Below are 12,506 nucleotides of genomic sequence, written 5' to 3'. Positions count from 1 at the left end.
CCATACACCGGCCAGCCATACGCTGGCCGGTGTCATTTCTACCTCGCTAACTCACGCCTCAATCAATCGCCCCTCGACCCCAACCTGCGCTTTGCTTCAGACTTGGCGCATGACCGACATCCTGATTTTTACCCATATTGATTACTGCCCACCGGCCCACCTCGGCAAGGTGCTGGAGCAAGCAGGCCATGCCTTTACGGTGTTACGCGCTGATCTTGGCGAGCTGGAGGGCATCGACCTCGACCGCCCCAAAGCCGTGGCCATTATGGGCGGGCCGATGAGCGTGAATGACCCGCTGCCCTGGATAGCCACTGAAGTGGCGGCGCTGCAGCATTTAATCCGCCGCGATATCCCGCTGATCGGCCATTGCCTGGGCGGTCAGTTGCTGGCCAAGGCTTTGGGCGCGCAAATCCAGCGCATGCCCTTTACCGAAAGTGGCTGGCAGCCGCTGAGGCGGCTCGATCAGGCCGCACCAAGCCCGTGGCTGGCGCATTTGCCCGACAGCTTTGCGGTGTTTCAGTGGCATGGCGACAGTTTCGCCATCCCGGCCGGTGCGCAGCCGTTGCTCAGCAGCCCCTGGTGCAGCAATCAGGCGTTTGCCTGGGGCGATAAAGTGCTGGCCCTGCAAGGCCACCCGGAAATGAATGAAGCCCTGGTACGCCAGTGGCTCGGCGATTGGCACCACCTGCTGGATGACACCCAGGCGAGCCAGCAGAGTAGGGCGCAGATGCTCGACGACCTGCCGGCTAAGATCGCTGAGCTGAATCGCGTGGCCGAAGGCTTCTATCGCCACTGGCTGCATTTGGCCGGTTTGTAGGCCGCCGCCATAAAATGGCGCGGCCTGTCATGGGCAAATCAGTGGCGCGTCTCATCTTGGTGCGTAATGAACACGAGTTTTATTTAACCGATTGAAACGTAAGGTTTTTAAGTAGTGGCGCGGGCTTTGCAATGTTGACTCCATGACCGGCTGACAAGGAGTACGGCATGGCCCGCACCTTTTATGATGAGATGTACGACGCGAGTGGTGCAGTCCGCCCGCACTATCAGGCCTTTTCCCGTTGGCTGGCGGACACCCCGGAGGAACTGCTGGCCCAGCGCCGCCGTGAAGCTGACCTGCTGTTCCACCGCGCGGGGATCACATTTACCCTTTATGGCGATGATCAGGGTACCGAGCGCCTGATTCCATTCGATATCATTCCGCGCAGTATTCCGGCCAGCGAATGGCGCATCGTCGAACGCGGCTGCATCCAGCGCGTGCAGGCGCTGAATATGTTCCTTGGCGACCTCTACCACGACCAGCGCATCATCAAGGCCGGCATTGTGCCGGCCGAGCAGGTGCTGGCCAACGAGGGTTACCAGATCGCCATGCAGGGCCTCAACCTGCACCGCGACCTCTACGCGCACATCGCCGGGGTCGATCTGGTGCGTGATGGCGACGGCAGCTACTACGTGCTGGAAGACAACCTGCGCACCCCCAGCGGCGTCAGCTACATGCTCGAAGACCGCAAGATGATGATGCGTCTGTTCCCCGAGCTGTTCGCTGCCCAGCGCGTGGCACCGGTCGACCACTACCCCAACTTGCTTCTCGACACGCTGAAATCCTCCAGCCCGCTGGATAACCCCAATGTCGTGGTGCTGACGCCGGGGCGCTTCAATAGCACGTACTTCGAGCATGCCTTCCTCTCCCGCGAGATGGGCGTGGAGTTGGTCGAGGGCGCGGACCTGTTTGTGCGCGACGACAAGCTCTTTATGCGCACCACCTCCGGGGCTGTTCAGGTGGATGTGATCTATCGTCGCCTCGACGATGCCTTCCTAGACCCATTGGCGTTCAACCCGGGCTCCATGCTCGGTGTGCCCGGCTTGCTGGCCTGTTACCGCAGCGGCAACGTGGTGCTGGCCAATGCCGTCGGCACCGGCGTGGCGGACGATAAATCGGTCTACCCCTATGTCGACGACATGATCCGCTTCTACCTGAGTGAAGAACCGATCCTGAAAAACGTGCCGACCTTTCAATGCCGTAAACCGGCCGAGCTGTCCCACGTGCTGGCCAATCTGGAACAGCTGGTGGTCAAGGAAACCCAGGGTTCCGGCGGCTACGGCATGTTGGTGGGTCCTGCGGCCAGCAAGGCTGAGATCGCAGAATTCCGCACGCGGCTGATCGCCCGCCCAGAAGCCTATATCGCCCAGCCGACCCTGTGCCTGTCGACCTGTCCGACCTTTGTTGAGCGCGGTATTGCACCGCGGCATATCGACCTGCGCCCGTTCGTGCTGTCGGGCAAGGAAACCCGCATCGTCCCTGGTGGCCTGACCCGCGTGGCATTGCGCGAAGGCTCGTTAGTGGTCAATTCGTCTCAAGGTGGCGGTACTAAAGACACCTGGGTCGTGGAGGATTCATCATGCTGAGTCGAACGGCCTCTGACCTGTACTGGATGTCGCGCTACCTGGAGCGTGCGGAGAACCTGGCGCGCATGCTGGATGTCAGCTACTCGCTGTCGTTGATGCCGCAAGACGGTCGCGGCGACGGTCTAGAAGAACTGGCCCTGCCGCTGCTGATTACCGGCACCCTGGATGACTACCTGGAGCGCCACGGCCCGATGCACGCCGAACGCATGCTGAATTTCTTCGCCTTGGATGCGAGCAATCCGGGCAGCATTTATTGCTGCCTGCAGGCCGCACGCAGCAACGCTCACGCCGTGCGCGGGCGGATCACCGCCGACATGTGGGAAAACATCAATGCCACCTGGCTGGAGATTCGCGGCATCGCCGAACAGGGCCTGGGCCGTTACGGCATCAGCCGCTTCTGTGAGTGGGTTAAGGAACGCTCGCACCTCTTTCGTGGCGCCACTTTCGGCACCATCATGCGTGGCGACCCCTACCGTTTTATCCGTTTGGGCACCTTTATTGAACGCGCCGACAACACCCTGCGCCTGATCGATGCACGCTATGAAATGCTCGGTGAAGACATCGATGAAGTCGACGGCCGCCCGGCCCGCAGTTACTACCAGTGGACCGCGCTGTTGCGAGCCTTGTCGTCATTCGAGGCGTTTGCCGAGATCTACCGTGGCTCGCCTGATACGCGCAAAGTCTCCGAACTGTTGCTGCTGCGCGCCGATATACCGCGCTCGCTGCGCGCTTGTATGGACGAGCTCAACCTGATGCTCGCCAGCCTGCCCGGCGATAACGGCCGCCCAGCCCAGCGCCTGGCCGCTGAGCTGGAAGCACGGCTGCGTTACACCAGCATCGAAGAAGTGCTCGACGAGGGCCTGCACGCCTGGCTCACCGATTTCATCCTGCTGGTTCGCCAGTTAGGTCAAGCCATCCAAAGCTCCTACCTGGAGGTCGCATGAGACTGTCAATTAGCCACGACACTACCTATCGCTATGAAGATCAGGTACGCAACAGCATTCAGTATTTGCGCATGACCCCGCACGACAGTGAGCGCCAGCATGTGCTCAGTTGGACGTTAAGTTTGCCGCGCCCAGTGCGTGCGCAGATTGACCCCTACGGCAATATCCTGCATGTGCTGACCCTGGATGAACCGCACGAATCCATCGTCATCGGTGCCCGTGGCCAGGTGGAAATTGACGAGTCGCGCGAAGCCGAGCACGAAAGCCAGTCGGCCTGGCCGTTTCTGCGCTTTACCCGCCTCACCGAAGCCGACGCCGCCCTGCGCGAGTTCGCCCAGTTGCAAAGCCACAGCCGCGCTGACCGCAGCGGCCTAATCGACCTTATGTACGCGCTGAATGCGCACATCAGCTACCAGCCCGGCACCACCGCTGTGGAAACCAGCGCCAGCGAGGCCTTCGCCGGCGGCAGGGGCGTCTGCCAGGACCACGCCCACGCCTTTCTCGCCTGCGCGCGCAGCCTGGGTGTTCCGGCGCGTTATGTGTCGGGCTATCTGTTTACCGACAGCGAAGACCATCTGGCCAGCCACGCCTGGGCCGAAGCCTGGCTGGATGGTGCCTGGTACAGCTTTGACGTAACCAACTGCCTTGCCAGGCCGGAGCGGCATTTGAAGTTGGCAGTAGGCCTGGATTATCTGGATGCCTGCCCGGTACGCGGCATGCGCCGCGGTGGCGGCATCGAGCAGATGCACGCACAGGTGGATGTAGCGCCGTTGTTGCAGGTGCAACAGCAGTAAAGGCGCTGCGCTGGCTTCGTAGGGTGGGTTAGTGGCGCTGATTCGAGCTTAATCAAACCGCACGGTATTTGTGCGACACGTAACCCGCCGAGCGATGGTCGCCGCTATCCCGCGGTGCCTGCTGGAGTTTTTAGTCCGTAGGGTGGGTTGAGCGCAGCGATACCCATGCTGCATGGCAATTTGATAAGTATCGTGTTAATCAACCTGCGCGGCCCGCCACATCCTTCGAGCTGGCAGGCTCTGCAAAACCTTTAGGAACGGCAGGAACGCCTAGTTATTGGCCGCGCTGTTTTTTTATTCAGCTCGATTTGCCGGTAAGCCCGCGCCTACAAAAACACAGCGTGTCGAAAACTGTTGGTGGTTAAACAACGTGCTGTCCACGGGTGAAGCCCTCAAGGCTTCACCTTCCGGCCCGCCATATGCCGCAAATACTCAACCAACTCCCCCAATGCCTTATCACTCAACACTTCAACCGCAAATCCCGACATTTTGCCTTGCGGCCAGCGCCGCAAGCTCTGTGGATCGCGGATATAGCGGGTTAGAAAGTCACTGCTGAAGTACTCCGTCGGGTTATGCGGAATATTCAGGTCCGGGCCGAACTGCGAGTCGCCGGCACCGTTAAGGCGGTGACAGGCCATGCAGTTCTTCTGGTATTGAGCAAAGCCCGCTGTCGCCGCCGGGCTGGCGGCGACAGCGGGGAGGAGTTGCGGGAAGCGCTGCGCCACGGGGGGCAGTTTGCGAATGGCGGCCAGCTGGAACGGCCATTGCTCCGGGCCGATATGGCTGGCGGCTGGTTTTAGCCAAACCAGGTAGAACGGCCCGGCACTGGGTTTACCTTTACCCAGAGGCGGCCAGGGTTGTGCCGGGTCTTCAATAGCCAGCCAGGCTTGGCTGCCGGTTTTACTCAGCACAGGCGCAGCGGACAGTTCGGCGGCAAAGCCGTCGCTGGCCACCAACTGCAGGTGATCACCCGGCTGCACGCCTTCCAGCAGCGCCGCCAGTGGTATGGCGCGGTAGTGCATGCGGCGTTTGTAGCTGACGTCGTTGTTGATCTCGACGGTTTGCGCCTGTGGGTGGGCGAGCAGTTGGGCGCTGCTCAGGCGCTGGCTGCCGTTGCCCAACTCCAGGGTCAGTTCGGCGGCGTGCAGCTGGCTGAAGGGCAACAGACTGAGCAGGGCAATGCAGGCGATGCGGGGATTCAATCCTGCGACTCCAGGGCGAATTTCAGCTCATCATAGCCGCCGGCGTTGATCAAGTTGGTGTAACCCATAGCCTGCAGGCTTTTTTCGGCGATGCTGGAACGGCGACCGCTGCGGCAATAGAGGACGATGGGGGTGTCTTTGTCTGGAGCCAGGGCGCTGATTTGGCTGGCGATCTGCTCGTGACCAATTCGCTCGGCGTTCGGCAACGCGCCGGCTTCGAATTCCTCTGCGGTGCGTACATCGATCAGCAGCGTGTTAGGGGATTGCAGGGCGGTGACCGCGGCGTTGAGTTCAGCTTCTCCGGCCATCAGCGGCATGCAAATGAGTAAACCCAGAGTGGCAATTAAACGGCGCATGGCAAGCTCCTAGGATGATTGTGGCAACCCTAGCATAGGCGCTGGTCTTCTCGCTTTAGTGAGGTTTGTGCTGCCGCTGCCAGCGCACTCCACGGTGGCGGGCAGGGCAGGAACGCTGATGATTAGCTGACCAGGCGGGTCAGGTTGGGAAGGATCAGGATCACGGTGGTGGCAAAAACGATCATGCCTGCCTGACGCATTTTTATCGAATTGAGCATGGCGATTGGCCTTGTTGTTTTTTGCGGCGGGCGGTCACTGTCCGATTGACTGCGCGGATGTACCGTCTCGCCTCATGCGATCATTCAAAACATCCCGGCAAAACCCGGCGACGACACCTACAACGGCCGACCTGCAGAGCATTTCAGGTGGCTTGAATCAACTGTAGGAGTGAGCAGTGCCCTCCTATAGACGTCTTAACTCCTAAGGTGCACGGGCTAGTTTCAAGCAGTTATTACGCCAGCCTTGTCGCCGACTGGCGGGCCTTGAGCTAGACGCCCTTAGGCGCACTTGCTCAGTGATTGACCGTTGGTCTGAGCTGAGTGGTCAATAGGCCTGAGCATTTCGGTCATTGAGACTGTGTTGGTGCGGCGTATGGTGGGGCCACTTAACAAAAACAGGTGCAGGTTCAACCTGCGCCGCCAGCCACCCTCCATTGGAGGTCTGAGGACGCCATGACCGAAGCATTTATTTTCGATGCGGTGCGCACGCCCCGCGGTAAGGGCAAGAAAGACGGCGCGCTTTACAGCGTCAAGCCCGTCGACCTTGTCGCTGGCCTGCTCAAGGCGCTGCAAGCGCGCAATAACCTCGATACCAGCCAGGTCGATGACATCGTGCTCGGCTGCGTAACGCCCGTGGGCGATCAAGGTGCTGACATCGCCAAAACCGCAGCCATGGTCGCCGATTGGGATGTCAGCGTATCGGGCGTGCAGCTCAACCGTTTCTGCGCCTCAGGTCTTGAAGCGGTGAACCTCGGCGCAATGAAGGTGCGTTCCGGTTTTGAGGATTTGGTGGTGGTCGGTGGCGTCGAGTCGATGTCGCGCATCCCTATGGGCTCCGACGGCGGCGCTTGGGTGATGGACCCGGCCACTAATATGGCCACCCACTTCACCCCGCAGGGTATTGGTGCGGATCTGATATCCACCCTCGAAGGTTTCAGCCGCAGTGACGTCGACAACTACGCCCTGCGTTCGCAGCAAAAAGCGGCCCGTGCCAGCAAAGACGGTTCCTTCAAAAAGTCGCTGATTCCGGTCACGGATCAGAATGGCATTGTGCTGCTCGATCACGACGAATTTATCCGTGGAGACTCCACCCTCGAAGGCCTTGGCAAACTCAAACCGAGCTTCGAGATGATGGGTCAGATGGGCTTCGACAGTACTGCGCTGCGCGTTTATAGCCATGTTGAGCAGATCACTCACATGCACACACCAGGCAACAGCTCGGGCATCGTCGATGGTTCGGCGCTGATGTTGATTGGCTCCGAAGCCAAGGGCCGTGAGCTGGGCCTCAAGCCGCGCGCACGTATTGTTGCTACTGCAGTCACCGGCACCGACCCTACCATCATGCTCACCGGCCCCGGGCCGGCCACGCGTAAAGCACTGGCCAAGGCCGGGCTGAACATTGCGGACATCGATCTGTTCGAGGTCAACGAAGCGTTTGCCTCGGTGGTGATGAAGTTTATGAAGGACATGGGCGTTAGCGAAGACAAGGTCAACGTCAACGGCGGCTCCATCGCCATGGGCCACCCGCTGGGTGCTACTGGTTGCGCCATCCTCGGTACCTTGCTCGACGAGATGGAGAAGCGCCAGTTGCGTTACGGCCTGGCCACCCTCTGTGTGGGCGGCGGTATGGGTATTGCCACCATCATTGAACGAATTTAAGGCGCTATCACGGGCTGCTGCGCTCGGCCATGCTGCGTTGGAAATCCCCCGGGAATGCTCATTTGCATCAGCAAACTCCGCTTTCCGAATGCTTTCCGCCTTGCCTGACCTTGACTCGCGACGCCCCTGAAGCGCTCCCCCGACACCTGGGAAGAGAATTTAAAATGACTGACGCCATCCGTTACGAAAAAGGCCAGGACAACATCGTTGTACTGACCATGGATATGCCCGGCCAGAGTGCCAACACCATGAACGCGGTCTACCGCGAGGCCATGGGTGCGATCGTTGCCCGTTTGGAAGCCGAGAAAGAGTCCATCGCCGGGGTGATTGTTACCTCGGCGAAGAAGACCTTCTTCGCCGGCGGCGATCTGGGTGAGCTGATCAAGGTCACCAAGGCCGACGCAAAAACCTTCTACGAGATGATCCTCAACATCAAAGGCCAGCTACGCCGCCTGGAAACCCTGGGCAAGCCTGTAGTGGCTGCCATCAATGGCGCAGCACTGGGCGGCGGCTGGGAAATTGCCTTGGCCTGCCATCACCGTATTGCCTTGGACAATCCCAGCGTGCAACTGGGCTTGCCGGAAGTGACCCTTGGCCTGCTGCCGGGCGGCGGCGGTGTGGTGCGCATGGTGCGCCTGCTCGGTCTGGAAAAAGCTCTGCCGTATCTTGTCGAAGGTAAGAAGGTGCGCCCGGATGCTGCGCTCAAGGCTGGGCTGATTCATGAGCAGGCCTCTGACAAAGATGACCTGATGGTCAAGGCGCGTGCCTGGATTACCTCCAATCCAAACGCGGTGCAGCCTTGGGATGTTAAGGGTTACAAGATTCCTGGTGGCACGCCGTCCAGCCCTAACGTGGCGCAGATGCTGGCCATCGCTCCGAGCGTGCTGCGCGACAAAACCAAGGGCTGCTTCCCCGCGCCGGAGAAAATCATGTGCGCCGCTGTCGAGGGCGCTCAGGTCGACTTCGACACCGCGCAGATCATCGAAGCGCGCTATTTCACCGAGCTGACCACCGGGCAAGTGGCGAAGAATATGATTGGTACCTTCTGGTTCCAACTTAACGAAATCAATGCAGGTGGTTCGCGCCCGCAGGGCTTTGAACCCTACGTGACCAAGAAGGTCGGTGTGCTCGGTGCCGGCATGATGGGGGCTGGGATTGCCTATGTGTCGGCGGTGGCAGGCATCGACGTGGTGCTCAAGGATGTCTCCATCGAAGGCGCCGAGAAGGGTAAGGACTACTCAGCCAAGCTGCTAGAGAAGAAGGTCGGCCGTGGCCAGATGAGCGCCGAGAAACGTGATGGCATCCTGGCGCGGATCAAACCGACCATCAGTGATGCTGACTTTGAAGGTTGCGACCTGATCATCGAAGCGGTCTTTGAGGATCGCGACCTCAAAGCCAACGTCACCGCTGCGGCTGAGCGTGCGGCGATGTCTGATGCGGTGATCGCGTCCAACACCTCGACCTTGCCGATCACCGGCCTGGCTGGCGCGGTGCAGAAGCAGGACAAGTTTATCGGCCTACATTTCTTCAGCCCGGTAGACAAGATGCCGTTGGTGGAAATCATCAAGGGCGAACACACCAGCGACGAAACCTTGGCGCGCGGCTTCGATTACGTCATGCAGATCAAGAAAACCCCGATTGTGGTCAACGACAGTCGCGGTTTCTTTACTTCGCGGGTGTTTGGCACCTTCACCAATGAAGGCTTGGCCATGCTGGGTGAAGGCGTAAGCGCCGCGATGATCGAGAACGAAACGCGCAAGGCCGGTATGCCGGTCGGACCGCTGGCGATCAGCGATGAAGTATCGATGAGCCTGATGAACCATATCCGTCAACAGACCATCAAGGACCTGGCCGCCGAAGGCAAACAGATTCCCGCGCACCCAGCGTATGCGGTGATCGACATGATGCTCAACGAGTACAAACGCCCCGGCAAGGCAGCCGGTGCAGGCTTCTACGACTACCCCGTGGGCGGTAAGAAGCACCTGTGGCCAGAGTTGAAGGCGCGTTTCGAGAAGGCCGATGCACAGATTTCACAGCTCGACGTGCGTGACCGAATCCTATTTATCCAGGCTATCGAAACCGTACGCTGCATGGAGGAGGGCGTATTGAAGTCGGTCGCCGACGCCAATATCGGTTCAATATTCGGCATTGGCTTTGCCGCCTGGACCGGCGGTGCGCTGCAGTTCATCAACCAGTACGGAGTTAAAGATTTCGTCGCTCGCGCCCAGTACCTGGCCGAGCAGTACGGCGAGCGCTTCCTGCCGCCGGCATTGCTGCTGGAAAAAGCGGCGAAGAACCAGCTGTTCTAAGGCTGCGTTGGTGATGCATATAAGAGCCGGCTCCCTGTGAGCCGGCTTTTTTATAGGCCGGCAAAGGGCCGTAGCAGCGAAGAAGGTGAAGCCTAATTTCAGCAGACTTGGCGACCGCAAACCAGCTGCTGGATAGCCTGGCGCTCGTTCAGCTCAGTCGGCATGCGTAAGGTGGTCAGGCTGCCATTACTAAGCTGGATGGTCAGCTCGGACTCAAAGTGGATGCCACTGCTGTCGACCGTGGCGTAGGTCACGCCGTAGACGTTCTGATTGCTCAGTGATGGGCTGTTCATGACAATGCTCCTGGCGAGATACGCAGTTATTTGCCGGCGCGTTGGTCTGCGTTGAGTTGTGCGGCTTGCAGGTTGCGGGTTTGGCGTTGGCTGCTGGTGCTGAGGCGGCTATTGAAGGCCGAGGCGGCCAGCAGGCTGGCGATAGCGGAGAAACGGCTCATGCGGGTGTTCTCTTAAGTGGTAGGGCGATGTGCCCGATGCCCCGATCATCCGCGCCTACTGCTATCGACAGAAGTAAAGGGTGCTCATGATGACTATCGAGGCCGCTGATGGGGGGAGGCTAATTGGTCGGGTTTAGCCCTGAGCTATTGCCTTGCGGGCTGTCAGCAGGCACGCTGGCGCGCTGAACAACAACCCTCCTGCGCCCTAGGTAACCGCCCATATGCCGCTGCAGATCTGCATCCTAGAAACCGATGTTCTTCGCCCTGAATTGGTCGACCAATACGACAGCTACGGTCGTATGTTCGAGCAGTTGTTCGCCCGACAGCCGATTGCTGCCGAGTTCAAGGTGTACAACGTGATGGAGGGGTACTACCCGTCAGACAGTGAGCGCTACGACGCTTATCTGGTGACGGGCAGTAAGGCGGACTCCTTCGGAAGCGACGCCTGGATTCAGACACTGAAAACCTACCTGCTGGAGCGCTACCGCTGTGGCGAAAAGCTGTTGGGCGTATGTTTCGGTCATCAGATTTTGGCGCTGCTGCTCGGCGGCAAGGCTGAACGCGCCGTGCAGGGCTGGGGCGTAGGCATTCACCAGTACCACATGGCCAACAAGCCGGGCTGGATGAGCCCCGACCTAGAAGACCTGACCCTGCTGATCAGTCATCAGGACCAAGTCACTCAGCTGCCGGAGAATGCTACGCTGCTGGCCAGCAGTGAGTTCTGCCCGATTGCTTCTTACTGCATTGGCGATCAGGTGCTGTGTTTCCAGGGCCATCCTGAGTTTGTCCATGACTACTCGCGTGCGCTGCTCGACTTGCGCCAACAGCACATCGGTGAGGCGGCCTACACCAAGGGTGTTAACAGCCTGCAGCATGACCACCAGGGCCACACCGTTGCTGAGTGGATGATGCGTTTTGTTGCGCAGGGTCGTGCCGGCCTTGCTGAGTAATAGCTGATTGAATGAAAAAGCCCGGTCAGTGACTGGGCTTTTTTATGGCGTGCCATCCATGGCCGCCACCCTTCGGGCCGCGGCTACGCGACGTTAAAAAATCGCTCCAGACGATTTTTTATAGCCAGCCTGAACGCTTGAAGCTGGCGTAGAGCCCGACGCAACCGGTGGCGATCAGGCCAAGCACGGCGAAGTAACCGTATTGCCAGGCGAGCTCTGGCATGTTGTTAAAGTTCATCCCATAGATACCCGCCACCGCGGTGGGAAACGCCAGGATAGCTGCCCAAGCGGCGAACTTGCGCTGGGTCACGCTTTGCCGGGAGGATTCCAGCAACAGGCCAATTTCAATGGCATGGTCAGCCATCTCACGCAGCGCAGTGAGGTCTTCCAGCAGGCGATTCACGTGGATTGCCACGTCACGGAAATAGGGGCGCATGTTTTTATCGATAAACGGAAAGTCGAGGCGCTGCAGTTCCTGACAGATTTCCGCCAGAGGCCCGATATAACGGCGCAGCCGAAGCAGATCACGGCGCAAACCCTGAATGCGCTCGACATCGGCCTGGCTCAGCGGGTTTTTCAGCACGCGCTGCTCCACGTCCTCCAGTTCGCTGTAGTAGTTGTCCATCAGTGGACGATAATTTTCTATGACGAAACTGAGCAGGGCGTACAGCACGAAATCTTCGCCATGCTCAAGCAGTAGCGGGCGTGCCTCGCAGCGCTGGCGTACCTGCGATTAGGGCGCGGATTCACCGTAACGGGCGCTGATGATGTAGCCGTTGCCGGCAAACAGCTGGGTTTCCACAAAGCTCAGTTCGTTGTTAACCAGAACCGGCGAGTAGAGCACCAAAAATAGCGCATCGCCGAAGGTCTCCAGCTTAGGCCGGGTGTGCCGCTGCAGGGCGTCCTCTAGCGCCAACTCATGCAGATCAAACTGTTGCTGCAGCTTGCCCAGCTCTTCGCTCGCAGGATCATGCAGGCCAATCCAGACAAAGTGTCCAGGCTTTTTTGCCCATGGTTTGCCTTCATCAAGGCTAATAGTGGCGACCTTCAACCCCTTGCTGTACACGGCGGCGGCAACGACGCGACCCATGATGCATCCCTTATTAGCGGTAATTTTGGCACCCAGCTTAGCGGTTTGTCCGTCCTTGATGTGACTCAACCTTTGCATTCAACCCGCCGCGAAAGATAAAAAAATGCCCGGCATTAACCGGGCATTT

11 protein-coding genes and 1 pseudogene are annotated in these 12,506 nt (G+C 59.3%); 7 read left to right on the top strand and 5 right to left on the bottom strand.

The window, feature by feature from the left end; all coding sequences use genetic code 11:
- Positions 1-109: 109 nt before the first annotated feature.
- The 4 genes from BMZ32_RS12770 (at position 110) to BMZ32_RS12755 (ending at position 4,141) form a co-directional block, all read left to right on the top strand.
- Positions 110-817: a type 1 glutamine amidotransferase gene (locus tag BMZ32_RS12770; protein WP_090242542.1), complete on the top strand. Its 708-nt coding sequence runs from the start codon at positions 110-112 to the stop codon at positions 815-817.
- A gap of 167 nt (positions 818-984) precedes the next feature.
- Complete coding sequence (locus BMZ32_RS12765) at positions 985-2,403, top strand: circularly permuted type 2 ATP-grasp protein (protein ID WP_090242540.1); 1,419 nt, start codon at positions 985-987, stop codon at positions 2,401-2,403.
- Positions 2,397-3,347, top strand: a complete 951-nt coding sequence (locus tag BMZ32_RS12760) for an alpha-E domain-containing protein (protein WP_090242539.1) — start codon at positions 2,397-2,399, stop codon at positions 3,345-3,347. Before BMZ32_RS12765 ends, BMZ32_RS12760 begins: the two co-directional genes overlap by 7 nt.
- Complete coding sequence (locus BMZ32_RS12755; protein WP_090242538.1) at positions 3,344-4,141, top strand: transglutaminase family protein; 798 nt, start codon at positions 3,344-3,346, stop codon at positions 4,139-4,141. The genes BMZ32_RS12760 and BMZ32_RS12755 overlap by 4 nt, the downstream gene beginning before the upstream one ends.
- Before the next feature lie 392 nt (positions 4,142-4,533).
- Here BMZ32_RS12755 and BMZ32_RS12750 read toward each other — a convergent pair whose 3' ends face one another.
- Both BMZ32_RS12750 and BMZ32_RS12745 read right to left on the bottom strand, forming a co-directional pair.
- A complete protein-coding gene (locus tag BMZ32_RS12750; protein WP_090242537.1) occupies positions 4,534-5,343 on the bottom strand; it encodes a cytochrome c in 810 nt (269 codons plus the stop codon).
- Positions 5,340-5,699, bottom strand: a complete 360-nt coding sequence (locus BMZ32_RS12745) for a rhodanese-like domain-containing protein (RefSeq protein WP_090242536.1) — start codon at positions 5,697-5,699, stop codon at positions 5,340-5,342. Before BMZ32_RS12745 ends, BMZ32_RS12750 begins: the two co-directional genes overlap by 4 nt.
- Positions 5,700-6,370: 671 nt before the next feature.
- On the opposite strand from BMZ32_RS12745, the gene BMZ32_RS12740 reads away from it, so the two are divergent.
- On the top strand, positions 6,371-7,576 hold the full coding sequence (locus BMZ32_RS12740; protein ID WP_090242535.1) for an acetyl-CoA C-acetyltransferase: 1,206 nt from the start codon (positions 6,371-6,373) through the stop codon (positions 7,574-7,576).
- A 164-nt stretch (positions 7,577-7,740) separates the two neighbouring features.
- On the top strand, positions 7,741-9,885 hold the full coding sequence (locus BMZ32_RS12735) for a 3-hydroxyacyl-CoA dehydrogenase NAD-binding domain-containing protein (protein ID WP_090242534.1): 2,145 nt from the start codon (positions 7,741-7,743) through the stop codon (positions 9,883-9,885).
- Between the two features lie 98 nt (positions 9,886-9,983).
- On the opposite strand, the gene ptrC is transcribed toward BMZ32_RS12735, so the two are convergent.
- Together ptrC and BMZ32_RS19655 are read right to left on the bottom strand one after the other, a co-directional pair.
- Entirely contained in the window at positions 9,984-10,178 is a 195-nt protein-coding gene (gene ptrC, locus BMZ32_RS12730; RefSeq protein ID WP_090242533.1) for a type III secretion system co-regulatory protein PtrC, read from the bottom strand.
- Positions 10,179-10,204: 26 nt separating this feature from the next.
- A complete protein-coding gene (locus BMZ32_RS19655; RefSeq protein WP_279626728.1) occupies positions 10,205-10,339 on the bottom strand; it encodes a hypothetical protein in 135 nt (44 codons plus the stop codon).
- Between the two features lie 221 nt (positions 10,340-10,560).
- Between BMZ32_RS19655 and BMZ32_RS12725 the strand changes: the two genes are divergently transcribed.
- A complete protein-coding gene (locus tag BMZ32_RS12725) occupies positions 10,561-11,289 on the top strand; it encodes an amidotransferase (protein WP_090242532.1) in 729 nt (242 codons plus the stop codon).
- Between the two features lie 118 nt (positions 11,290-11,407).
- Here the strand turns inward: BMZ32_RS12725 and BMZ32_RS12720 are convergent.
- A pseudogene (locus BMZ32_RS12720) lies at positions 11,408-12,379 on the bottom strand (magnesium and cobalt transport protein CorA).
- Between the last annotated feature and the right edge of the window lie 127 nt (positions 12,380-12,506).

Origin of the sequence: Pseudomonas guineae, from assembly GCF_900113745.1 — a bacterium.
Lineage (GTDB): Bacteria > Pseudomonadota > Gammaproteobacteria > Pseudomonadales > Pseudomonadaceae > Aquipseudomonas > Aquipseudomonas guineae.
Note: the sequence above shows the minus strand (reverse complement) of the source record. Positions and strands in the feature narration are given on the sequence as shown.

Bases quoted from the DNA above. Each gene is read 5' to 3' on its own strand.
- BMZ32_RS12755 (WP_090242538.1), top strand. From the start codon at position 3,344: ATGAGACTGTCAATTAGCCACGACACTACCTATCGCTATGAAGATCAG.
- BMZ32_RS12735 (WP_090242534.1), top strand. From the start codon at position 7,741: ATGACTGACGCCATCCGTTACGAAAAAGGCCAGGACAACATCGTTGTA.
- BMZ32_RS19655 (WP_279626728.1), bottom strand. From the start codon at position 10,339: ATGAGCCGTTTCTCCGCTATCGCCAGCCTGCTGGCCGCCTCGGCCTTC.
- BMZ32_RS12725 (WP_090242532.1), top strand. From the start codon at position 10,561: ATGCCGCTGCAGATCTGCATCCTAGAAACCGATGTTCTTCGCCCTGAA.
- BMZ32_RS12760 (WP_090242539.1), top strand. From the start codon at position 2,397: ATGCTGAGTCGAACGGCCTCTGACCTGTACTGGATGTCGCGCTACCTG.
- BMZ32_RS12765 (WP_090242540.1), top strand. From the start codon at position 985: ATGGCCCGCACCTTTTATGATGAGATGTACGACGCGAGTGGTGCAGTC.
- BMZ32_RS12745 (WP_090242536.1), bottom strand. From the start codon at position 5,699: ATGCGCCGTTTAATTGCCACTCTGGGTTTACTCATTTGCATGCCGCTG.
- BMZ32_RS12770 (WP_090242542.1), top strand. From the start codon at position 110: ATGACCGACATCCTGATTTTTACCCATATTGATTACTGCCCACCGGCC.
- BMZ32_RS12740 (WP_090242535.1), top strand. From the start codon at position 6,371: ATGACCGAAGCATTTATTTTCGATGCGGTGCGCACGCCCCGCGGTAAG.
- ptrC (WP_090242533.1), bottom strand. From the start codon at position 10,178: ATGAACAGCCCATCACTGAGCAATCAGAACGTCTACGGCGTGACCTAC.